This window comes from Gordonia jinhuaensis (genome assembly GCF_014639795.1).
GTDB lineage: Bacteria > Actinomycetota > Actinomycetes > Mycobacteriales > Mycobacteriaceae > Gordonia_B > Gordonia_B jinhuaensis.
The window spans coordinates 131,199-153,442 of sequence record NZ_BMGC01000009.1 but is presented as its reverse complement, the minus strand read 5'-3'; the positions used below and the strand labels follow the sequence as shown (position 1 = coordinate 153,442).

The 22,244-nt window shown below is 66.4% G+C and carries 21 protein-coding genes; 8 read left to right on the top strand and 13 right to left on the bottom strand.

What is annotated here, in order from left to right; genetic code table 11:
• Positions 1-145 precede the first annotated feature (145 nt).
• Together glp and IEW22_RS08860 are read right to left on the bottom strand one after the other, a co-directional pair.
• Positions 146-1,414 (bottom strand): molybdotransferase-like divisome protein Glp, encoded by a 1,269-nt coding sequence (glp, locus tag IEW22_RS08865; protein ID WP_188586244.1) that lies wholly within the window; start codon positions 1,412-1,414, stop codon positions 146-148.
• 165 nt (positions 1,415-1,579) lie between these two features.
• Positions 1,580-2,521 carry a UTP--glucose-1-phosphate uridylyltransferase gene (locus tag IEW22_RS08860; RefSeq protein WP_373284155.1) on the bottom strand — a complete coding sequence of 314 codons (942 nt, stop codon included), beginning with the start codon at positions 2,519-2,521 and terminating at the stop codon, positions 1,580-1,582.
• A gap of 123 nt (positions 2,522-2,644) precedes the next feature.
• On the opposite strand from IEW22_RS08860, the gene IEW22_RS08855 reads away from it, so the two are divergent.
• The 8 genes from IEW22_RS08855 (at position 2,645) to IEW22_RS08820 (ending at position 11,899) form a co-directional block, all read left to right on the top strand.
• On the top strand, positions 2,645-3,328 hold the full coding sequence (locus IEW22_RS08855; RefSeq protein ID WP_229742323.1) for a 5-formyltetrahydrofolate cyclo-ligase: 684 nt from the start codon (positions 2,645-2,647) through the stop codon (positions 3,326-3,328).
• Positions 3,329-3,579: 251 nt separating this feature from the next.
• Entirely contained in the window at positions 3,580-3,912 is a 333-nt protein-coding gene (locus IEW22_RS08850; protein ID WP_188586243.1) for an FmdB family zinc ribbon protein, read from the top strand.
• Positions 3,913-4,081: 169 nt separating this feature from the next.
• Positions 4,082-4,804 (top strand): SAF domain-containing protein, encoded by a 723-nt coding sequence (locus tag IEW22_RS08845; RefSeq protein WP_188586242.1) that lies wholly within the window; start codon positions 4,082-4,084, stop codon positions 4,802-4,804.
• 154 nt (positions 4,805-4,958) lie between these two features.
• Positions 4,959-5,624, top strand: a complete 666-nt coding sequence (mscL, locus tag IEW22_RS08840; protein WP_188586241.1) for a large-conductance mechanosensitive channel protein MscL — start codon at positions 4,959-4,961, stop codon at positions 5,622-5,624.
• Positions 5,625-5,973: 349 nt separating this feature from the next.
• Positions 5,974-7,458, top strand: a complete 1,485-nt coding sequence (locus IEW22_RS08835) for an alpha/beta hydrolase (RefSeq protein WP_229742322.1) — start codon at positions 5,974-5,976, stop codon at positions 7,456-7,458.
• A 288-nt stretch (positions 7,459-7,746) separates the two neighbouring features.
• On the top strand, positions 7,747-7,899 hold the full coding sequence (locus tag IEW22_RS08830; RefSeq protein WP_188586239.1) for a hypothetical protein: 153 nt from the start codon (positions 7,747-7,749) through the stop codon (positions 7,897-7,899).
• A gap of 209 nt (positions 7,900-8,108) precedes the next feature.
• Positions 8,109-9,857: an ABC transporter ATP-binding protein gene (locus tag IEW22_RS08825; RefSeq protein ID WP_188586238.1), complete on the top strand. Its 1,749-nt coding sequence runs from the start codon at positions 8,109-8,111 to the stop codon at positions 9,855-9,857.
• A complete protein-coding gene (locus IEW22_RS08820; RefSeq protein ID WP_188586237.1) occupies positions 9,854-11,899 on the top strand; it encodes an ABC transporter ATP-binding protein in 2,046 nt (681 codons plus the stop codon). Before IEW22_RS08825 ends, IEW22_RS08820 begins: the two co-directional genes overlap by 4 nt.
• Positions 11,900-12,056: 157 nt before the next feature.
• Here IEW22_RS08820 and IEW22_RS08815 read toward each other — a convergent pair whose 3' ends face one another.
• From IEW22_RS08815 to rpmF, 11 genes are all read right to left on the bottom strand, one after another.
• Positions 12,057-13,058: an alpha/beta hydrolase gene (locus IEW22_RS08815; RefSeq protein ID WP_188586236.1), complete on the bottom strand. Its 1,002-nt coding sequence runs from the start codon at positions 13,056-13,058 to the stop codon at positions 12,057-12,059.
• A 224-nt stretch (positions 13,059-13,282) separates the two neighbouring features.
• Positions 13,283-14,014 carry an MspA family porin gene (locus tag IEW22_RS08810; RefSeq protein ID WP_188586235.1) on the bottom strand — a complete coding sequence of 244 codons (732 nt, stop codon included), beginning with the start codon at positions 14,012-14,014 and terminating at the stop codon, positions 13,283-13,285.
• Positions 14,015-14,092: 78 nt separating this feature from the next.
• Entirely contained in the window at positions 14,093-14,704 is a 612-nt protein-coding gene (locus IEW22_RS08805) for an MspA family porin (RefSeq protein WP_188586234.1), read from the bottom strand.
• 397 nt (positions 14,705-15,101) lie between these two features.
• Positions 15,102-15,389 carry a hypothetical protein gene (locus IEW22_RS08800; RefSeq protein ID WP_188586263.1) on the bottom strand — a complete coding sequence of 96 codons (288 nt, stop codon included), beginning with the start codon at positions 15,387-15,389 and terminating at the stop codon, positions 15,102-15,104.
• Complete coding sequence (locus IEW22_RS08795; protein WP_188586233.1) at positions 15,379-16,032, bottom strand: MogA/MoaB family molybdenum cofactor biosynthesis protein; 654 nt, start codon at positions 16,030-16,032, stop codon at positions 15,379-15,381. Before IEW22_RS08795 ends, IEW22_RS08800 begins: the two co-directional genes overlap by 11 nt.
• 2 nt (positions 16,033-16,034) lie before the next feature.
• Positions 16,035-17,627 carry a S1C family serine protease gene (locus IEW22_RS08790; RefSeq protein WP_188586232.1) on the bottom strand — a complete coding sequence of 531 codons (1,593 nt, stop codon included), beginning with the start codon at positions 17,625-17,627 and terminating at the stop codon, positions 16,035-16,037.
• A 329-nt stretch (positions 17,628-17,956) separates the two neighbouring features.
• Positions 17,957-19,456, bottom strand: a complete 1,500-nt coding sequence (locus IEW22_RS08785) for a sensor histidine kinase (protein WP_229742320.1) — start codon at positions 19,454-19,456, stop codon at positions 17,957-17,959.
• A complete protein-coding gene (locus tag IEW22_RS08780) occupies positions 19,453-20,142 on the bottom strand; it encodes a response regulator transcription factor (protein WP_188586230.1) in 690 nt (229 codons plus the stop codon). Before IEW22_RS08780 ends, IEW22_RS08785 begins: the two co-directional genes overlap by 4 nt.
• A 178-nt stretch (positions 20,143-20,320) precedes the next feature.
• Positions 20,321-21,274: a type IV toxin-antitoxin system AbiEi family antitoxin domain-containing protein gene (locus IEW22_RS08775; RefSeq protein WP_229742319.1), complete on the bottom strand. Its 954-nt coding sequence runs from the start codon at positions 21,272-21,274 to the stop codon at positions 20,321-20,323.
• 42 nt (positions 21,275-21,316) lie between these two features.
• A complete protein-coding gene (locus tag IEW22_RS08770; protein ID WP_308421375.1) occupies positions 21,317-21,988 on the bottom strand; it encodes a trimeric intracellular cation channel family protein in 672 nt (223 codons plus the stop codon).
• Positions 21,989-22,066: 78 nt separating this feature from the next.
• Positions 22,067-22,240 carry a 50S ribosomal protein L32 gene (gene rpmF / locus IEW22_RS08765; protein WP_188586229.1) on the bottom strand — a complete coding sequence of 58 codons (174 nt, stop codon included), beginning with the start codon at positions 22,238-22,240 and terminating at the stop codon, positions 22,067-22,069.
• Positions 22,241-22,244 lie beyond the last annotated feature (4 nt).

Here is a 22,244-nt window from a genome sequence, read left to right as displayed (position 1 = left end):
TCGCGGAACTCCTGGGGATAGGGCTTGGGCACAGCTGGCATCCTTCCAGGCCGCCCGGCAGGGCAAGCCAGATCAGATGTCACCTACTCGTGCACCAGCCCCAACCACCCATCACTCGCTTAACCAACCTGCCGGGTCAGTACATCTAACCCCGCAACGCGAGGAACGCCACGTCGACCTCGTCGCCGGTGCGCAATTCCTCATCCTCGGGATCGACGAGCACCAGACAGTTGGCCTCAGCGAGTCCGGCCAGCAGATGCGAACTGCCCGTCTCGGATTCGCCGAGGACCTGGACCAGATAGTCGCCGGTCTGCTCGTCGCGCATCAGCTGCCCGCGCAGATATCCGCGTCGCCCCTTGACCGAGACGATCGGGCCGACGGTGCGGGCGCGAACGATGCGGCGCATCGGTTGACGTTTGCCCAGCGCGATACGGATCAGCGGTCGGATCATCACCTCGAAGGCGACCAGCGCGCTCACCGGATTCGCCGGCACCAGGAATGTGGGCACCTCGTCACGGCCGAGCCGCCCGAACCCCTGCACCGAGCCGGGATGCATCGCGATGCGGTCGATCGACAGCTCCCCGAGATCGGCGAGCGCGTCGACGATGGCCTGCGACGCCGCACCGCCCACCGGACCCGAGATCACCACGATCTCCGAACGAATGAGCTGACCCTCCACCACCTCGCGCAGCGAGGCGGCTTCACGGTCGACGATCCCCACGCGATGTACGTCGGCGCCGGCATCACGCGCGGCAGCGGCCAGCGCGTAGCTGTTGACGTCGTAGACCTGACCCTGTCCGGGGGTGCGATCGATGTCGACGAGTTCGGCGCCCACCGAGATCACCGACAGCCGTGGCCGCGGATGGACGAGAACGCGCCCACGGCCGACTGCCGCGAGCAGACCGACCTGCGCCGGTCCGATCACCGTGCCGGTACGCACCGCGACATCACCGGCCTGGACATCGTCGCCGGCTCGGCGCACATAGTCGCCCGACGAGACACCATGTCCGACACGGACTTTGGATACGCCACCGTCGGTCCAGCGCAACGGGACCACCGCGTCGGCGAGGGTGGGCAGCGGTGCGCCGGTCTCCACCCGCACGGCCTGGTGGGGTTGCAGACGGGTGGGTGTGCGGTCACCGGCGCTGATCTCCCCCACCACCGGCAACACGAGGACGATCCGCTCACCGGGCGCCTCGGTGTCGTCGCCGGCGATCTCACCGGCATCGATCACGTCGACGCTGCGGACCGCATAGCCGTCGATGGCCGCCTGGTCGAACGACGGCAGCGGCTCGGACGCGACCACTTCTTCGGCGCACAGCAAACCCTGCGCCTCGGAGATCGCCACCCGTACGGGCCTGGGTGCCACCGCGGACGCGGTGACCCGCGACAGTTGCTCCTCGACCGACCGCATCTCGCCTCCCGTCCACCACCTCCACCCGGACGCGCGTCAGGGTGCGTGCACGACGTTAGCGGGTCGTCACGCGAGGGCAGCGGACACCACGCTGGTTAGCCAGGGCCGGACCGGCTCACAGTGGGTGTGGCCGACCACCGGTTCTGGTCGAGCGGCGGGTGATACTCAGTCCTGTTTGAGGCGAGCTTCGAGCCACTCACGCAGCTCGGGGCCGTAGTCATTGCGCACCAGCGCGAAGTCGACACAGGCCTTGATGTAGCCGCCCGGATTGCCCAGATCGTGGCGGGTCCCGCGATGGACCACCACATGCACCGGATGACCCTCCTCGATCAGCAGTGCGATCGCGTCGGTGAGCTGCAGCTCACCACCGGCACCCGGCTCGATGCGGCGCAGCGCGTCGAAGATCGCGCGGTCGAGGATGTAGCGCCCGGCTGCGGCGTAGTTCGACGGGGCGTCCTCGGCGTTGGGCTTCTCGACCATCCCCTTGAGCTTCATGACGTTCGGGTTGGCCGCGTCGGGCAACGGTTCCACGTCGAAGACGCCGTAGGCCGAGATCTTGTCGTCGGGGACCTCGATCGCGCACAGCACGGTGCCGCCGCGTTTGGCGCGGGTGCGGGCCATCACCTCGAGGACACCGCCCGGCAGCACCAGATCGTCGGGCAGGAGGACGGCCACGGCGTCTTCGTCGTCGTCGAGTTCGGCCTCCACGATCCCCACGGCATGGCCGAGCCCCTTGGGCTCGTTCTGCACCACCGCCGAGACCTCCATGAGGTTGGGCGCCTTGCGGACCTTGGCCAGCATCGCGGCCTTGCCGCGTGACTCGAGGGTGGACTCGAGCACCAGGTCTTCCACGAAGTGCGCGACCACACCGTCTTTGCCCGGCGAGGTGATGATCAGCAGACGTTCGGCGCCCGCCGACTTGGCCTCCTCGGCGACCAGTTCGATACCCGGGGTGTCGACAACGGGCAGCAATTCCTTGGGCACGGTCTTGGTGACCGGCAGGAACCTCGTGCCGAGACCGGCGGCGGGAACGATCGCCGTCCGCGGGATCGGAGGCGTGTTCGGAACGGACTCGTACTCGACCCAGCTCGGCATCATGTCGTTCATGGGCCTCAGCCTATTGCGCTCACCCGACATGCGTCTGCCGAAGTCCGCCGCGAAAGCTGTGAGATACACATCTCGGCATCCGATGTGGCGAATCGCCGGTTGTGAGCACGCACACTGGTCGCCATGACTCCCCCGGAACCCGACCGTGTGGACCCCGACCCTGTGGACCCCGACCGTGTGGACAGGGCCGACGTGAACAGCGGCGGTGCCGGCGAGAGCGGCGTCGACGCCAAGTCCGCCATGCGTCGGGAGTTGCGGTCGGCACGCGCCGCACGCGACGCCGACGCACGCGCCGCCGACGCCGAACGACTGGTCGGGCACCTGCTCGGCGACCAGCTGCTCGGCCTCGGACCGGATGTATTGGTCGCCGCCTACGTACCCGCGGGTACCGAACCGGGCTCGGTGGAGATGCTCGACGCACTGCGCCGTCGCGGCGCGCGGGTGATCGTGCCGGTGATCCCACCCGGCGAGCCCGCGCCGTTGCTGTGGGCGGAGTATCGAGGTCCGGATTCACTGATGCCATCGCGCTTCGGTATCCCCGCCCCCGCCGGACCCGCGCGGACACCCGATGCGCTGACCGATGCGCAGGTGGTGCTGATCCCCGCACTCGGCGTGGACCGCACCGGCGTGCGGTTGGGACGCGGCGCCGGCTACTACGACCGGTCGCTACACGCCGCGACCGGCGCGGTGCTGGTCGCGGTGGTCTATGACGACGAGATCCTCGATGCGCTGCCCCACGACGACTACGACCACCCGGTGACCCATGTGCTCACCCCGTCCGGCGGCGTCCGGCAGCTGCCGTTATGAGTCACGCTCGTCGATGTGCTCGGCGCGCGAGCCCAGCCGGTGCGCGAGCGGGCGAACCCAGCAGGCATAGCGGGAGCGGGCATAACCGGAGCCGGCCCGTGGTTACACCCGGTGAGCTTGGCACTCATCGGTAGCGAGTGCCAGCCCAGGGTTACACTTGCTACCGCCCGCGACCGCATCGCTGCGACCTGCCACGATCACGATCGCCGACCAGCGCTTTTGCGCCGACCATTTCTTCTGTGGAGGTTTACGTGCCGACTTACTCCTACGCCTGCACCGAATGTGACAACAAGTTCGACATCGTGCAGTCGTTTTCCGACGATGCGCTGACCGAGTGCCCGCAGTGCAACGGTCGGCTGCGCAAGCTGTTCAACTCCGTGGGCATCGTGTTCAAGGGCAGCGGTTTCTACCGCACCGACAGCCGGTCGGGGAATGTGCCGGCCGCCGACTCGGGGTCGTCGAGCAGCTCGGACTCGTCGAGCACATCCTCGAGCAGCAGCTCCTCGGATTCCTCCAGCTCGTCGAATTCCTCCAGCTCGGCGTCGTCCTCGAGTTCCAGCGGGTCTGCGGCCGCCGCGTCCTGACCGCAGCCGCCTCCCGAGACCTTTGGCCGATCCCGAGCCGTCGACAACGCCCGGACGCCGTCTCGAGTTGTCCACAATCAGCCCGCGATCCACAAGCAGTCGGGTGCTGATCAGATAACCCCAGCTCGCATGCCCGTCACCGCAGACTTCGGTCTCTACGGTGACGGGCATGCGGCTTTCTGCGACACTTCTCGACCGGATCAGGCGCGTCGGGCTACCGGGGGCGGCGCGCACCATCGCGGCGCGCCGGGCGGTGGCCATCGTCCTGGTGATCGTAGGCGCCGTCACCGCGATCGCCGCGCATCGCGATCCCCGCGAAAGCCTGGTCGCGGTGGCCGCTCACGATCTACGACCCGGTCAGGTGATTGCAGCCGACGACGTCGTGATGCGCGGCGTGTCCCCCGACCTCGCGGTGCGATCTCTGACCACCGCCGAGCTCGCGATCGGGTCGACCACCACCGGCGCGATCGAGGCCGGTGAGGTGCTCACCACCACACGACTGCTGCGGTCGCGTCAGGCACAGGAACTCACCGGGCATGACGATGCGCGATTGGTGCCGGTGCGCCTGGCCGACGCACCGGTCGCCACACTCCTCCGGGTGGGTGACGTGGTCGATGTGGTGTCCGATTCGAGCGATACGTCCGACTCTGCCGGCACCGCTCCCACCCCCGTCGACCCCGAGAACAATTCAGCTGACCTCATCGGCGCCACCAACGCGGCACCGGTTGACGTGCTGGCATCGGGTGCGGTGGTCGCCGTGGTCGCCGATCGTCAAACAAGCTCTGCACGAACGTCTTCCACCGCGCCGATCCTGCTGGCGATGCCGGCCGAGGAGGCACATCGGGTCGCGGCGGCCGGCCTGAACTCGGCCTTGACTGTGGTGTTGCGCTGAACACTGCATCCGCAACTCGCCGCAGATCACCTCTGCGAATAAGGTTCACGATAGTTAGCATCATCGTGTTTGAGTAAATTGCCGGTGACCTCGACGGCACCGTTGCAGCGGTCGCGCTGAATCTGATCGCGAGGATGAGAGAGGATTTACCCCAGTGCTCAAGGGCTTCAAAGAGTTCCTGATGCGTGGCAACGTCATCGACCTGGCTACCGCGGTGGTTGTCGGCGCTGCGTTCACCGCCGTGGTGAAGGCGTTCACGGACAACATCGTTCAGCCGCTGATCAACGCGATCGGCGGGACCAATGCCACCGACGGACTCGGATTCACGATCCTTCACGGTAACCAGAGCACGTTCGTCAACATCGGCGCGGTGATCTCCGCGGTGATCAACTTCCTCATCGTCGCGGCGGTGGTCTACTTCCTGATCGTCATGCCGTACGAGAAGATCAAGAACCTCGCCAAGAAGGAAGGCGACGACGCCACCGCACTGTCGGAGGCCGAGCTCCTCGAGCAGATCCGCGACATCCTCGAGGGTAAGAAGGACAAGGACGAGAAGGCCGAGGAGGATGCCTCGAATCTGGTTCCCGTCGGAGGCGTTCCCCGATCGACGTCGTATGACTCCGACGCCACCCAGGTGATCCCCAGCGCGAACCCGCAGGGCAGTTCGACGGGCAGCGACGCAACGTCTCGCCCGGACTACGGCCTGCCGCCGTCGGCCGCGGGCGGCCAGCGACCCGCGGGTGGGGCCCATGAAGCCGATTACCCCGACGGCGACTACCGCTATCCGCCGTCCGGTGGCGACGGTAAACACAACCAGTAGAGCAGGCACCACCAGCAGAGCAAGCACCAGCAGTCATCAACAGCTGTTCGTGGCAAAATCCGTCCCCCTGACGGGCGCCGAGGGAAGATTGCCCTCCGCGGACCTCAGGGGGACGGTTTTTGCCATCTGGGTGACTTGTACCGCCGTACACATTCGGCTTGTGGAATTTTCGGCCGTCTGACCTGCGGGAACGTCCTATCCAGGTCCGGTTTTCGGCGCTTTGGCCGCACTGAACGGTTCAGCATCTGAAACACTTTCCGGCCCGCGCGCGATGAACCATGCATGTCCGCTCGGCGGGCCCAGTGCCCCGCGGACAGCACGCAGAACCGATGAATTCGAGGCTCCACCCATGACTGCACATACCCCTGACAGCCAGCGGCCGCCGATCATCCGGCGCTCACTGACACTGGTGGCCGTCGCGATCGTCGCGCTGGTCGCGGTGATCGTGGCGATGACCGCGACCGGCGGTAACAAGGCCACTGCGCAAGCCGGCCACCCCGAGCAACTGCGACCGTCGTGCTCGTGGGATTCGTCGGGGAACTATGTGCAGAACTGTCAGGTGTGGTCGAAGTCGATGGGCCGGTTCGTCACCGTCCAGATCCGCGCCTCCAACGGCAGCGGACAGGGCGTGTACCTGCTCGACGGCATGCGCGCGACCGACCAGCGGTCGGCCTGGACCAACGATGTGCAGGCCGCCAAGGTCTACGACGGTTCCACCGACACCACGCTGGTGATGCCGGTGGGTGGTGCGTCGGAGTGGTACACCGACTGGAACGGGCAGGGTCCCAAGGGTGACAGCGTCAAATGGGAGACCTTCCTGACCTCGGAACTCCCCGACTACCTCGACACCAACTTCGGCGTCAGCAAGTCGAACAACGCGATCGTCGGCGTCTCGATGTCGGCAGGTCCGGCGGTCAACCTCGCCGAACGTCATCCCAGCCAGTTCAAGGTGGTCCAGGCGATGTCGGGTTATTACCAGACCGACAACCCGATCGGCGCCCTCGGCATCGCCGCAGCTCAAGCAGTTGTGTCGGGGTACCCGCAGGGCATCCTGAACATGTGGAAGGATCCGGCGGACTGGACCGGCCACGACGCATCGAAGAACATCGACTCGCTGAAGAAGAACGGTCAGGTGCTGATCGTCTCGTCGGGCAACGCCTTCCTCTCGCCGTCCGAGATGGCCAAGCTGGCCCCGCAGGACCAGGTGAGCGCGATCCTGCTCGAAGCACTCTCGGCGGTGTCGACCGTGCTGTTCCAGCTGCAAACCGGCCAGGCAGGTGTCTCCACCATCAACATCCCCGACTTCGGTGGTCACACCTGGGAGAACTGGGGCCGCGCCATCGCCGATGGTAAGGACGATGTGCTCGCCGGGCTGAAGAACACTCCGGCCGTCACGCAGAAGGACACCGTGCTCGCCGCCGCGGCGATCCCGGCAACCGATTCGCCCGCCGCGAAGGCCGCCCTGAAGAAGGCCGACGCCAGCACAGACCCGTCGTCGAGCACGCCGAGCACCGACGCCGCGTCGAGCGGTGAGTCGAGCGGTGAGTCGAGCCAGTCGCCCAGCGCCACGACCAGCGACCCCGCTGATGTGAAGAAGGATGCGGCTGCGCAGGATCCGGCGACCACCACCGAGTCGTCGAGCACGGAGCCGAGCACACCGCCGTCGACGACCGACACGCCGACCACCAGCGATACGCCGACGACCACACCGTCCGCGCCCGCCGACTCGACCACGTCGACACCGAGCAGCTCGACCACGCCGACCTGCCCGACCGTCCCGACCCAGGTCACCGACCTGCTGCCGAACTGCCCGGCGCCCACCACCACGCCGTAGGCACCCGAGCCGGTGGATGCGGACTGCCAGCCGCATCCACCGAATGAGGGGCATGAACTGCCGGTCGCACTGAATTCTGTGCGACCGGCAGTTTGTCTGTGCCGGGTACCGCTGTACTCGTTCATCACCGCTGACTGGTCCAGGCGAACGCACTGCTGCTGCGAGAAGAACAGTCGATGACAACCACCGTCGCGGTGATGCCGTTGGGTTCAGACGCTGCCAGACTTTCCTCCGGCGCAGCCACAGCTGCGATCTGTCGATCACGAAACATCGTGAAGGAGAACAACAATGGGCTCAACGTTCGGACTGCCCGACGGCCTGGAGTCGGTCATCAAGTTCATCACCGGACTGCTCGGCAGCACCACCACTGTGCCCTTCGGCAGCAGCGGCACCGACAACAAGTTCCTGGACACCTTCTCGTCGTCAGGGACGTCGAAGTAATTGTCGGCATGGGCAATGATCCCCGTCTGCAACCTCACTCGAGCGGCTGCGGCGGGGTGATTTGCCGCTGACGCAATGTCGAGTGGGACACCAGCGTAGGTGGAGGTGACCCGCCTCAAGGAGGCGACCGCCCCAGACCCTCCTGCCGATGGTTCCGGCCCGTTACAGGTCAACCGAGGGCTCGAGGTGGTGCACTACTGTCATCATTCGTGAAACAGCATCGACCTCGCAGGATCCTGTGGTCGCTGCTCAAGCCCTATATCCGTCAGCTCGCGTGGCCGCTGATCGCGCTGATCATCATCCAGATCGCGGCCACCACCCTGAGCCTGTACACACCGTTCCTCACCGCACGCCTGGTCGACGAGGGCATCGCCAAGGCCGATGTCTCCCGCATTGAGCACCTCGGCGTGATCATGCTGGTGCTCGCCGCGATCAGCCTCGTGCTCTCCGTCGCCGCGACGATTCTCGGTTCGCGGATCTCCACCACCGTCTCCCGAGGGCTTCGCCGTGAGGTGTATCGACGGGTCGGCACGTTCTCGGCTCTCGACTTCGACCGGTTCGGCACCGGTTCACTGATCACCCGCACCACCAATGACGTCAATCAGGTGGAGCAGGTGGTGTTCATCGTCACCACCGTGCTCGTGACAGCACCGATCATGGTGGTCGGCGGTACCGTCCTCGCCATCCGGGTGAGTGCCGAACCCGCCCCGATCATCGTCGTCACCGCCGTCCTGCTCGCCATCGTGGTGGTGGTGATCGTCCGCCGGATGATCCCGCAGTACGCCATCATCCAGAAGACGATCGACGCACTCAACCGCGTGCTGCGTGAACAACTCTCGGGCACCCGCATCATCCGGGCGTTCGGTCGCGAACACACCGCGCTCGCACGCTTCGGCGAACAGAACGACACCCTGGCACGCACCTCCTATCGCGTGGGCATGCTGCAGGTGCTGCTGATGACAGCCATCCCGCTCATCTCCAACGCCGCAGCGATCGCGGTGCTCGGGGTGGGCGCCGTGCTCGTGGATCACGGCCACATGCAAGTGGGTCAGGTGATCGCCTACATCACCTATCTCAGCCAGATCCTCGCCGGCGTCTCGGTGGCCACCCTGCTGATCTCGGTGCTGCCCCGAGCCCGCATCAGCGCCGAACGTATCCGCGAGGTACTGGCCACCGTGCCGTCCATCCGGACACGCCGCGATCCCATCTCACCCCAGCACGACGACGGCATCGTGCGCTTTCTGCGTACCTCCCTCGCCTACCCGGACGCACAGGAGCCTGTACTCACCGATGTCTCGTTCAGTTGCCTGCCGGGCTCGGTGACCGGAATCCTCGGCGGTACGGGCAGCGGAAAGACCACGCTCCTGGCGCTTGCGGCCAGAATGATCGATCCCACCGACGGCGCGGTACACGTCAACGGGCTGGATCTGCGCGCCCAGAACAGATCCGAGGTGTGGACGCAGATGGGTGTGGTCGCGCAACGCCCCGGGCTCCTCGGTGGCACGATCGCCTCGAACCTGCGGCTCGGAAACCCGGACGCCTCCGATGCGCAACTGTGGGAGGCCCTCGACATCGCGTGCGCCACAGACTTCGTGGCCGCGGACCCGGCCGGACTCGACCGTGCGGTCGCACCCGGCGGCAAGAATCTCTCCGGCGGTCAACGCCAGCGCATCGCGTTGGCCCGCGCGTTGATCCGCCGCCCGAACATCTACCTGCTCGACGACCCCTTCTCGGCGCTCGATCCCGGTACCGAACGGCGGGTGAAGAACAACATCGCCGCCGCCCTGCCGAACGCCACGGTCATCATCGCCACCCAGCGATTGTCGTCGGTGGCCGACGCCGACACCATCGTGGTGCTCGGCGGCGGCCGGATCGTGGGTGCCGGTGACGCCGACGAGCTCGCCGACACCTGTCAGGAATTCCGGGAACTCGCGCTGTCGCAGAGCAGGTCGCGATGACCGCCGCCACGAGCTCGACTGCGAAGGTCACTGCATCCATCGACGGCCGCGGCGGCTTCCGCTGGTTGTTCGGCCGACTGTCGGGCCAGCGCATCCGGATGGTCGCGGTGACCCTCCTCGCCTGCCTGAACGTGGCGACCTCGATCTGCGCGCCGCTGGTGATGGCGCGCATCATCGACGTCATCTTCGCCGGCGCCCTCGGCCGACACCTGCCCGGCGGCATTTCGGCCGAGCAGCTGATCGCGTCACTGCGTGCCCACGGCGCCGACAAGGTGGCCACCGTGCTCGACAAAGCGGGCGTCCGACCGGGTATGGGCATCGACTACGAACGACTCTGGCTCTGGATCGCACTGCTGGCGGCCCTGTACCTGATCGGATCGCTCACCAGCTGGATCCAGGGGCGTGTGCTCACCGGGATCACCCAGCGCGCGGTGCACGGCCTACGCCGCGATGTGTCAGAGAAGCTGCAGCGGCTGCCGGTGAGCTACCTCGACACCACTGCGCGGGGCGAGACGCTGAGCCGGGTCACCAACGACATCGACAACGTGGCATCGGTGATCTCACCGCTGCTGGTGCGGCTACCCGTGTCGATCCTCACCCTCGTGGCGGTGCTCGTGATCATGCCGATCATCTCCGGCACACTCACCCTCGTGGTGGTGGCCTCGGTGCCGCTGAGTCTGGTGATCGGTATCGTGATGGCCCGGCGCGCACGACCGCACTTCGTCGAACAGTGGCGTGCGACAGCGGAATTGACCTCGTATATCGAGGAAACCTATGTCGAGCGACCGACTCTGCAGATCTACGGGGCCGCACCCGCGGCCGGCCGCCGCTTCGACGAGATCAACACCCGTCAGGCGGCCGCGGTGCGCACCGCGCAATCGTGGTCGGGCGCGATCCGCCCACTCCTGCAGTTCGTCTCGGTCGCCGCCTACCTCGTGGTGGCGATCATCGGTGCGCTGCATGTGGTCTCGGGCGCGATCACCCTGGGTCAGATGCAGGCCTTCCTGAACTATTCCGGCCAGTTCAACGGACCGGTGAACGCACTCTCGGCGATGATCGGGGAACTGCAGTCCGGGTCGGCGTCACTGCGCCGAGTGCGTGAACTGCTGGCCAACCCCGATGAATCCGACCCGGCCGTCGACGACGCTGTGATCACTCCGCCGCCAGGCGCCGGTCCACCCGAGGTGAGATTTGAGGGAGTCTCGTTCGGCTATCCCTCGGTGTCGCCGACTACCGATGCCGACCATGCCAACGCCGTCAGCGACCTCACCGTGACGATCCCTGCCGGTTCCACCACTGCCATCGTCGGCCCCACGGGTGCCGGCAAGACCACCCTCACGAATCTGTTGCTGCGCTTCTATGACCCCGATGCGGGAACCATTCGCATCGACGGCATTGACACCGCGGTGCTCGGCCGGGCGCAGGTGCGGGCGATGTGTGCGCTGGTCACCCAGGACAACTGGTTGTTTGCCGGAACGGTCGCCGAGAACATCGCCTTCGGCTTCGGCGACGACAACATGCGCATCCACACACGCGGCGACTGGTCGCTGGGCATCGAGGCCATCCTTGGCAGGTCTGGCGACGACAGGTCCGGCAACTACTCTGCCGACGTCGCGGCACGCAGTGCACAGACCGACTCCGCGGTGGCTGCGGCGGTGTCCTACAGCCACGCCGATCATGTGCTGGCCGCACTGCCCGACGGCGTCGACACCGAGATCGGCGAGGACGCATCGAGTCTGAGCGAGGGCGAACGTCAGCTCATCGCGATCGCACGCGCTGTGGCCGCGCGTCCGCGGCTGCTGATCCTCGACGAGGCGACCAGCTCGGTCGACTCGCGCACTGACATGTTGATCCAGGACGCACTGGCCCGGCTACACGCCACCACCACGAGCATCATCGTGGCCCATCGGCTCTCGACGATCCGCGGCGCCGACGCGATCCTCGTGCTCGATCACGGCCGGATCGTCGAGCACGGCACACATGAGGAGTTGCTCGCCGCCGACGGCCTCTACACGCGGCTCTACAACGCGCAGTTCGCCTGAGGCCGAAAGTCCGGCCTCCTACATCGAGAGCACAATTCCGCGTGGCCGACCTCGCGCGCGCACCCCGACACGACGGTGGGCGTGACCCTCATCAGAGGATCACGCCCACCGTGTTGTCGAGCTCAGTCAGTGACCTTTGATCAGGCGGATGACTGAATCAGGCACCGATCGCCTTGCCCAGTACCGGCCACGACCAGTGCAGCTGGTCCTGCCAGTAGTTCCACGAGTGCGTTCCGCCGGCCGGGAAGTTGTAGTGCGCCGGGATGTGCAGGGACTGCAGCTTGTCGACGAGCATCTGAGTGCACTGACGGGTGGCGGCCTCGATGATGCCGCCGATCACCAGCTGATCGCCCAGACGAACCGGATCGGGCACGTAGGATGGGTTGTCGTACTTGCCCGGGAGTCCGGTCGCGTTCGAGATGTAGATCGCCTTGCCGCGCAGTCCCTCTGCGTTGACCACGGCGTCGTTGCGGGTCCACAGCGGGCCGGGGAACTTGCCCCACATGTTGTCGGTGTCACCACCGCCACGGCCACTCACCACGGCCTGGATGTAGAAGTGTCCCTGCGGCGATGAGGATGCCGCACAGCCGCTGTAGGACCCGACTGCCCTGTACAGGTCACGGTGGTGGATCACCATGTTGAGCACCGACGTGGCCGACGACGAAATACCGGCGATCGCGTTGGTGCCGTTTGCGCCCAGAGCCGAGTTGATGATCGGCGGCAGCTCAGCGGTCAGGAAGGTCTCCCACTTGTTGCGACCGAGTTCCGGATCGTCGCGGATCCAGTCGGTGTAGTAGGTGAAGGCACCCGCCTCAGGGATCACGACGTTGACGTTCTTGTTCGCGAAGAAGGTGGCCGCATCGGACTGTTTGAGCCAGGTGGCCGCATCTTCACCGCCACCGGCACCGTTGAGCAGATAGAGGGTGGGACGCGGCTTCGAACGATCATGCGGCAGCAGAACATCGAGCGGAATATCGCGGTTCATCGCGGCCGAGTGGACCGTGAGGCTCGCACTCTGCCCGTTCTGTACGGCGCTGGTGAGCTTGGATCCGTCGGGCGCGGTGGCACCCGCACTGACAGGCGCAGCATTCGCTGCTGCCGGGGTGACCAGGGCACCGGTGGTGGCGACCAGAGTCGCTGCGAGAACCGCCACGGTCATCGAACGGCCCGTGCGCCAACGGGAAATGAGATCCCGAGCCTTCACACAATCCTCCACGTGTTCGTCATCGAACCCCCGACCGTCCGAGAGTTATCCAACCAGACCCTAGGCTCGCAGACCAGCCGAATGGACAATGGGTGGTCTCGAATGAATCCGCCGACAACACAAATCGGGCGGAATCCCGAGGGATTCCGCCCGATTTCGCGAATGTCGATCGCAGCAGATCAGCCGAGGCTGAAGGGCTTGCTGTAGAAGGTGAGATTCGCGGTGGTGTTGTCGGTGGTCACCTTGACCGTCACGAAGGCCTTGGCCTGTGCGTAGCCGGCGCAGCCGTCGTAACTGAACTCTTGCTGACTGTAGGCAATTCCAGCCTTGTTCCCGGTGAACGGGTTGCCGTAGCTGTGGTAGTTGTCGGCATCGGGGCTCAGATCACCATTGGTGTTATCGATCAGGAACACCTTTTTGGTGGTGCCGGGGCCGAGGGTGAAGCCAGCCTTGCCGGACGCGCTCGGCGAGCCGGTGTAGTTGCCCGTGTTGGTGACAGGGACAGACTCACCGCCCGACACTCCACCACCGGTGGTCTCGGGGGATACGTCGTAGCCGCCATCGCCCTCCGCGCTGGCACCGAAGTTAACCTGGCAACCGACGAGATAACCGGATGCGATCTTGCCACCCTTGACGTCTCCCCCGGAGACCTCAACGCTGATCTTGCCCGAGGCCCACACGTCGCGCAGGGTCGGCAGGGTGGTGATCGGACGAGCGTAGGTGACGGACTGGTCGAACAGCTTAGCCTTGACGGTAAGGCCGCTCACGGTCTTCGTGAGGGTCGCGTCGGGTACCGAGGCAGTGTTGCCCCAGGCCGCGGCGTTGCCGGCGCCGAGGCTCACGGCGGTGACGGCCGCTGCGCCGGCGAGCCCGACAGCAGCGGTTGCGCGACGCGCAGTGGTCTTCTTCATGATTCCCCTTACGGAATATCAATCTGCTTGCGGCAGATAAGAATTCAAGATTGTCGAGGTGGACTTATCTGCTGCAGATTAGGTCAAGCTGAACGGTGCGCCCCACAGAGTGGACGTCACGTAGTAGTTACCGGTGACCGTTGCCGTGATGAAGGTACGCGCCTGTGCGTAACCGGCGCAGGTGGGCAGGTAGATCTGGTAGTCGCTGACGTCAACTGTCGCGGTGCCACCCTTGGCGGCTTCCGCGCCATCAACGCTTGCCGTGCCGGCTTGACCGGGCGTGATCGGAGCAGTCAAGCCCAAGGAGGCGTTGCCTGTCAGAGCGAGCAGGTTGACACTGGCGCCAAAGTTGCTCGAGAGACCGCTGATGTCCACCTGGCAACCGACCGCGACACCCACCGACAACGACACGTCAGTGCCCTTAGGCGCGGACGCGGTGTAGTGGCCCGACAGCAGAGCGGTACGGCCGGCGCCGTTGGACTCCAGGGACGGGATCGAGTACGCCGACTCGCCGGTGCGCTTCAGGACGATCTTGGTGCCGTCGACACCCACCGTGACCTTGCTGCCATTGGGCAGCGACGCAGCTGCAGCGTTGCCCGCTCCCATGCTGGCCAGGCCCACGGCTGCGGCGGCCGCGACCGCGCTCGCGCCAACGACGCGACGCAGACCCACCTTGCTGAACTTGCTCATTCGTTCCCTCTCACAGGATTGCTGTGTAACCGCGCTCCACCGAAAAGCGAGCTCGGGATGACTTGTTGGCTCCGCGAAATCCTCCACCGGGCGAATTAACAGGCATGGATCATGCGTGTTACCGGCACGTAAATTCCCCTAAACCCCCAAATCGCTTCACGCACACCGATCGCGGTCCGCGTGAGACGGGAACCCGCTCGTCGGTTCGAGAGAACGGGTCCTGCATCGCGGTACGTTAGCTGTCGCAAGCACTGGCGACAACAGTTAGGTCCACCGCGAGTCGGTCAGGTAAACGACACGCTCCGCGCCGGGCAGCGGTCCGATCTACGCGATAGTAAATTACGCGAGGTTAACTCCAGGCAAACACAAAGGTCCTAGACAAACAGCCTGTGACAACTCAAATGTGGTGCGGCGGAATATTACGGCGGTACCAATCCTCGCCGCGCTTCCCGCCTGCACTGTGATCTTCATCACTTCTATTGCGCTCGCGCTCTTCGCGAGTTGTCTCGGGCAGTCCCTCACCGAAGATCCGGGCCACCCGGCGGCGTCGTTCCCACGCACGGTCGGCGTCCATCTTCTGGGACTTCTCGGTGTCGGCGACTGGATCGCGAGTGCGTGCGGAATCGGGCGTATCCGTGGACTCGCCGGTCGGATACGCCTGCTCCTCGCTGGGGTCAGAAGTCACTGATGGACGCGATGACATGGGAGGCCAACGGCGTGACCGTTGCCATGCCATCGCGCACGGCCGCGCGCGAATTCGCCAGGTTCACCACGAGGGTCTGTCCGGAGATCCCGGCCAGACCGCGAGACAGTCCCGCATCCGTCGCACCGGCAGCCAGACCCGAACTGCGGATCGCCTCGCCGATGCCCGGAATCTCCTTGTCCAGCAACGGGGCTGTGGCCTCGGGAGTCACGTCGCGGGGACCCGAGCCCACGCCGCCCACCGACACCACCAGATCCACGCCACCGATGACCGCGGTGTTGAGTGCATTGCGCACGTCGATCTCGTCGGCGGCGACCGCGACGGTGGCGTCCACGTGGAAGCCGGCCTCCTCGAGCAGCTCCCCCACCAGCGGTCCGAGCAGCGACTGATCCTCACCGTGCGCGGCACGGTCGTCGACGATCACCACCAGCGCACGCGGCAGGTCGCCACCGCCGAGTGCCGCTTCGTCGTCGATATCCCCGTCGACAGCGGCCAACCTCAGTGCGGCCCGATCGGCCTCGGCGACGTCGCGGTCGCTCACCGAGCCCAGATCGGCACTGATGTCGAGGACATCTGCCAACGGCGACGGTGCGTTGCGCTGTGCCACTGCGTCATGATCGATCATCGTCATCGTCCTCCGACTTCGAGTGTGTCCAGGGTGACTTTCACGGTCTTGGTCTGACCGCCGGTGGTGTAGGTGATCGACACCTGGTCGCCCGGTGCGTGCGACCGGATCGCGGCCACGAGTGCATCGCCGTTGGTGATCACGCGATCGTCGACGCGGGTGACCACCGCACCGCGCGGGATACCGGCCTTCGCCGCGGCACCACCGGCGGTCACGTCGGTGATCACCGCACCGTTGTCGGCCGCCGAGCCGTTGGCCCGCACCGACACGCCCAGTCCCGCCTGCGTCGCCTTGCCTGTTGACTCAAGCTCCTTGGCGACGCGCATCGCCTGGTCGACCGGAATGGCGAAACCGAGGCCGATGCTGCCCGACTGCGAGGATTGGTCGCCGCCCAGGCTCGCGATCGCTGTGTTGATTCCTATCAGCGCACCGTTCATGTTGACCAGAGCGCCGCCGGAGTTGCCCGGATTGATCGCCGCATCTGTCTGAATCGCGTCGATCACCGAGGCCGTCCCCGTCTCCTCGCCCTGCGACGAGACGGGTCGATTCAGCGCGCTGATGATGCCGCTGGTGACCGTCCCGGCGAGTCCGAGGGGTGAGCCCACGGCCACGACGCTCTGACCCACGGCGAGGTTCCCCGAGGTGCCGATGTCGATGGGGGTGAGTCCGGACTTGTCGACCTTGATCACGGCGATGTCGGAGATCGGGTCGGTGCCCTCGACCGTGGCCGGCGAACGGCTGCCGTCGCTGAAGCTCACGACGATCTGGGCGTTGCTGCCCGCACCGGACACCACGTGGTTGTTGGTGAGGATCACGCCGTCGGGCGAGAGCACCACACCCGAACCCTCACCGGCAGCCGAGGCCGAACGCACGTCGATGGAGACCACCGACGGCAGCACCTTCGAGGCCACCGCCTGGACCGATCCCGCAGGCGCCGCGGCGGGCTGGCTGGAATCGACGTCGCCGCCGAGGACCACATTCGATCCACGTGAGGATGAGTTCGACGAGTTGTCGTTGTCGTTGATGTTGGCGCCCACGAGACCACCGATCACGCCGGCGACCGCACAGGCTGCGACCAGTCCGACGATCAGCGGGGCCCGCGACTTGCCGGACTTGGTGCCTCTCGAGCCCCCGTCACCGAAATCGCCCTCGCCGGGGTGGCCGCTGCCTGGTTGAGTGCCGCCTGGTTGACCGCCGCCTGGTTGAGTGCCGCCGTAGCCGCCGTTGCCCGTGCCGCCATGACCGCCGAAGCCCTGCTGCGGAGTGGTCGAGTATCCGTAGCCCGACTGGCCGGACTGGTCGCCCTGCTGGCCGGGTTGATAACCGTAGGCGGGGAACTGCGACGTCGACCCCTGCTGGCCGTAGGACGACTGCTGATACGGCGAGTTCGGATACGGGGATTGCTGGTAGGACGACGGCGGGTACGGGGTCTGGGGATAGGGCCCCTGGCCGTGCGACTGTGGTGAATTCAAAGTGGGCGAATTCGAGGGGGACGAATCCGAGCTGTGAGCACCCTCGTGGGGCTCACCGGAACGCCCGTGGCCCTCACCCTGGTCGCCCTGCGACCCGCCAGACTCAGACCCGCTCGGTGTCATTGCGTCCTCGTGCCTTTCACTCGGAGTGTTGTCCACTCACGTTCGCCCACCGGTTCGTGTGCCCGCCGGTTCGTTGCCCGCAGCTTGGATCGCCCGCAGCGGCGACACCGCCGGACAATCGTTCTCGATCACACACTCGCCGACGGGTCTGAGAACCGACTGAGACATACCTGGCAGTTCACACTGGGAGTCGACCTCTGTCGGTTCGGCTCACACCGACTCCCGCCATCACCCAATCATTTTCTCGCGCGCGTCAACTCGGACACCACCCGGCCCTACCCGCCGACGGTGTGGTCGCCTCATTGGCGTTCGCCTCATTGGTGTTCGCGTCACTGACTGACCACGCGGGGCGTCGCATCGGCGGGTATCGGCCGACCCGGCATCCGGATGCGCAGGAGTGCCCCACCGAGCTGGGAGGCCTCGGCCGACACGGAACCGCCGTGTTTGACCACCACCTGACGCACGATCGCCAGGCCGAGCCCCGAACCGGGCATCGACCGCGACGCCGTCGAGCGGTAGAAGCGTTCGAACACCAGGTCTCGCTCATCGGGCGGGATCCCGGGGCCCGCGTCCTCGACCACCAGCTCGGCGTTGAGCGGGTCGACCTGCTGCAGCGTCACCCGCACCGGGCTGCCCGGTGGCGACCACTTGGCGGCGTTGTCGAGGATGTTGAGCACCGCCCGCGACAACCCGGCCGGTTCACCGAAGACGTACCAGGGCATGGCGTACACCTCGAACTCGACGTCGCTGCGGCGGCGGCGAACGCGTTCGAGAGATCGGTCGAGGATCTCGGTGAGTTCGATCTCCTCGTGGACCACCTCGGGCGCATCCTCCCGGGCCAGGTCCACCAGATCGCCGACCAGGGTGGAGAGCTCCTCGATCTGGGCCATCACGTCGGTGCGCAGCTCAGCCATGTCCTCCGGCGGCACCGGCGGGGCACCCGGCTCGCTGGCCGCGATCAGCAACTCCAAATTGGTCCGCAACGATGTCAGCGGGGTGCGCAGCTCATGTCCGGCATCGGCGACCAGCCGGCTCTGCCGGTCGCGCGACTCGGCCAGCGCGCGCAGCATCATGTTGAAGCTCTCGGTCAGTCTCGCCAGTTCGTCGTTGCCCGAGACGGGGATCGGGCGCAGATCGTCGGTCCGCGCGACCCGGTCGGCGGCATGGGTCAATCTCGCGACTGGTCGCAACCCGGCGCGCGCCACCGTGGTGCCGGCGACCGCCGCCAGGATCACACCGCAGCCGCCGACGATCGCGAGAACCCAGGCGAGGCGGTTGAGCACCTCGTCTGTGGGCTCGAGGTCCTGGGCGAGGATCAACGTGTCGCCGTTCTCGACCTTGCGTGCGATCACACGCTTGTTGTCGACCGTGCGCAGACTCGAATTGTTCAGTCCCGAGCCGGGTGCCGACGCGGCGACCTCGCGTTCGACCGAACCGTAGGTCACCTCACCGATCCACACCGACCGGCCGTCCGGGTACACCAACCCCACCGAGACGTCGGTCGAGTACAACGTCCCACCGACGAGAAGTTGCGGAGTCGAGTCCAGCGCACCGGAGCTCACCAGCACGGTGAGGCTGTCGGCGCGGTTCTCCAGTTGCGTGTCGACGTCGGCGTAGAGCGCGCGATAGACCACCAGATAGGCGGCCGCAGCCATCACCGCGACCGCCACCCCCACGACGGTCGCGGCCAGCAAGGTCACGCGCAGCCGCAGTGATACCGACCGGGTGATCGCAAACGGATCGCGCATCGGACGCGGGAGTCGCGAATCCTGTTGTGGCGCACCGTGTCCACCCTCAGGCGGCGGCGCCGAGGGATGGCCGACGGTCACGGGGGCGTCTCACGCAACACATAACCGACACCGCGGACGGTGTGGATGAGTCGTGGTTCGCCCTCGGCCTCGGTCTTGCGTCGCAGGTACCCGATGTAGACCTCGAGCGCATTGCCCGACGTCGGGAAGTCGTAACCCCACACCTCTTCGAGGATCCGACTGCGGGTGAGCACCCGGCGCGGGTTCGCCATCAGCATCTCCAGCAGCGCGAACTCGGTGCGGGTAAGACTGATCGAGCGTTCACCCCGGGTCACCTCACGAGTGTCGGGGTCCATGGTCAGGTCGGCGAAGGTCATCGCCTCCGACTCGGCCTCGGGGTTCTCGGTGGTGGCACGACGCATCAGGGCGCGCAGCCGGGCCAGCAGTTCTTCGAGTGCGAACGGTTTGGGCAGATAGTCGTCGGCGCCCGCATCGAGGCCGGCAACACGTTCGGAGACACTGTCGCGGGCGGTGAGCACGAGAATCGGCAGGTCGTCGCCGGTCGACCGGAGCCGCCGGCACACCTCCAGACCGTCCAGACGCGGCATCATCACATCGAGCACGAGGGCGTCGGGTCGCTCCTGGGTGATCTGTTCGAGCGCACCCATCCCGTCGGTCGCGGTGTCGACGGTGTAGCCGTTGAAGGTGAGTGATCGCCGCAGGGACTCGCGGACGGCTCGGTCGTCGTCTACAACCAGGATGCGCATGTGTCCAGTTTTACGTGAGTGACTGAGACGCTGGTAAGGAACCCCTCCGACGCGCACCAGGTTCCCACCTGATGGCGGAGATCAGATGGCAAAAATCAGCCCCGTGGTGGACGCCGAGGGCAATCTTCCCTCGGCGGCGCTCAGGGGGCCGATTTCTGCCACCGACTGCATGCGGCACCTACGCTTGCCGCCGGCGCATCCGATGCCGGTCGGCCCTGGTGACGGCGGCGATGTCAGACACCACGCTCTCCCACCTGTACATCACGTCCTCGTAGATCAGCCGCATGTACAACCATCCGTCGATCAGTGACTGCCGGTCTCGGCGCCGATCGTTGCGGTAGTTCTCCCTGCTGGTGTGATGGGCTTTGCTGTCGCACTCGATCAGCAGCCTGCCGATCCTGAGGTCCACGCGCCCGACTCCCTCGATGTAGGGCTGGACCACCACGTCATATCCGTCCGAGGTGAGCCGGTAACGCGCGACCGACTCGGTCCCCGATTCCGACCGGCCGTCGCAGCGCGCCATCAGCGCCCGCATCCCCGCAGTCACCGTGCCCATCCCTTCCTGCAGGTCGGGGATGGTCCAGCCGAGCCGGTTCATCGCCGAATCGCATGCCGCCACCCAGTACTCCGCGGGCAGGCAGCGCACCGCACACGCGAGGGCCACCGGCACCGAATCGACGGCCGCCTGGACGGATCCGACCCGACCAGGCGCCTGACACCACTGCGTGCGGTGCCCGCGCGCGACCGTCGTCGCGTGTCTGCTCCCCCGGATGTGCAGCTCGTCGTCGGAGTAGCCAGGTGGGGTCCACAACCCGTGATGACGCAACGCCGAGACACAGCTCAACGCCCCGCCGCGCCGGACCGCCTCACCGACCACCGGATCGGCATCGCTGGTCGCGAACCAGCCCGAGCGCAGCCGCTGCAGGTCGCCGGAGCGCAGCATCCTGCGCAGCTCGTTGTCGTCGACGCCGTGTCGGCGCCGCAGATCGTCGCGCGAGAACACGCCGTCAGGGTTGGGGGTCACGCCTTCTTGGACGCCGCCGGGGCCCGGACGGTTCGCCTCACCGGGTGAGGTGGCAAAAATCAGCCCCGTGGTGGCCGCGGAGGGCAATCTTCCCTCGGCGACGCTCACGGGGCCGATTTTTGCAACGGCCCACAACGAGCGGCCGCGAATTCAGTCTCCTGACCTGTCCCCGTACCTGCCGAGGACAGTTCGCGACAACCCGCTGCCCGACCAGCGCATCCGGGAGGCCATCGGCAGACTCCAGCCGCGCCACAGGGCGAGAAGTCGCAGCACCGTGGCGACGATGCTGCCCACCAGCAGCGCGACCCATCGCGGGCCGATCGCGTCGAGCCACACGAACACCATCGCGCCCAGGGTCGCCGGCACCGCGTACAGGTCCGACGGCTGCAGCAGCAGCGGGATGTCGCGGACCAGGACGTCGCGCACGATCCCGCCGCCGACCGCGGTGATGAGACCGATGATCACCGCCGCGAAGGCGCTGTCGTGGTGGTCGAGGGCGATACCGGCTCCGGAGGTGGCGAAAAAGCCCATACCGACGGCGTCGAACAGCATCACCAACGGCTGGATCAGCCGAAACCGGGGATGGATCACCATCACCACCAGCGCCGTGACCAGTGCGGTGGTGATGTTGGGCCACCGCTGGATCGAGTCGGGCGGATGTATGCCGATGAGCAGGTCTCGTATGATCCCGCCGCCCACACCAGAGGCCACCGCGACGGTCGCCACTCCCCACAGATCGAGGTTCTTGCGGACACCGATGAGCGCACCGGAGGCCGCGAACGCGGTGATCCCGGCGAAGTTGAGGAACTGCTGAAGCAGCATCGCTCGGTGCTAACTTCCGGACACACGAAAAGCTGGCCACCACCAGGTGGCCAGCTTCACGCTGCGTCTGTTACCGGATCAGCGCCGGTCGAGGTCGATGATGCCGGCCTGCACGGCCTTCACCAGACGACGCGGGACGCGCTGCTTGACGCCTCCGACCTTGACGTTCTGCAGCTGCGGGTTCTCCGCCTTCCACTGCGCACGACGGGAGCGGGAATTCGCCCGCGACATCCGACGCTTCGGTACAGCCATTGTT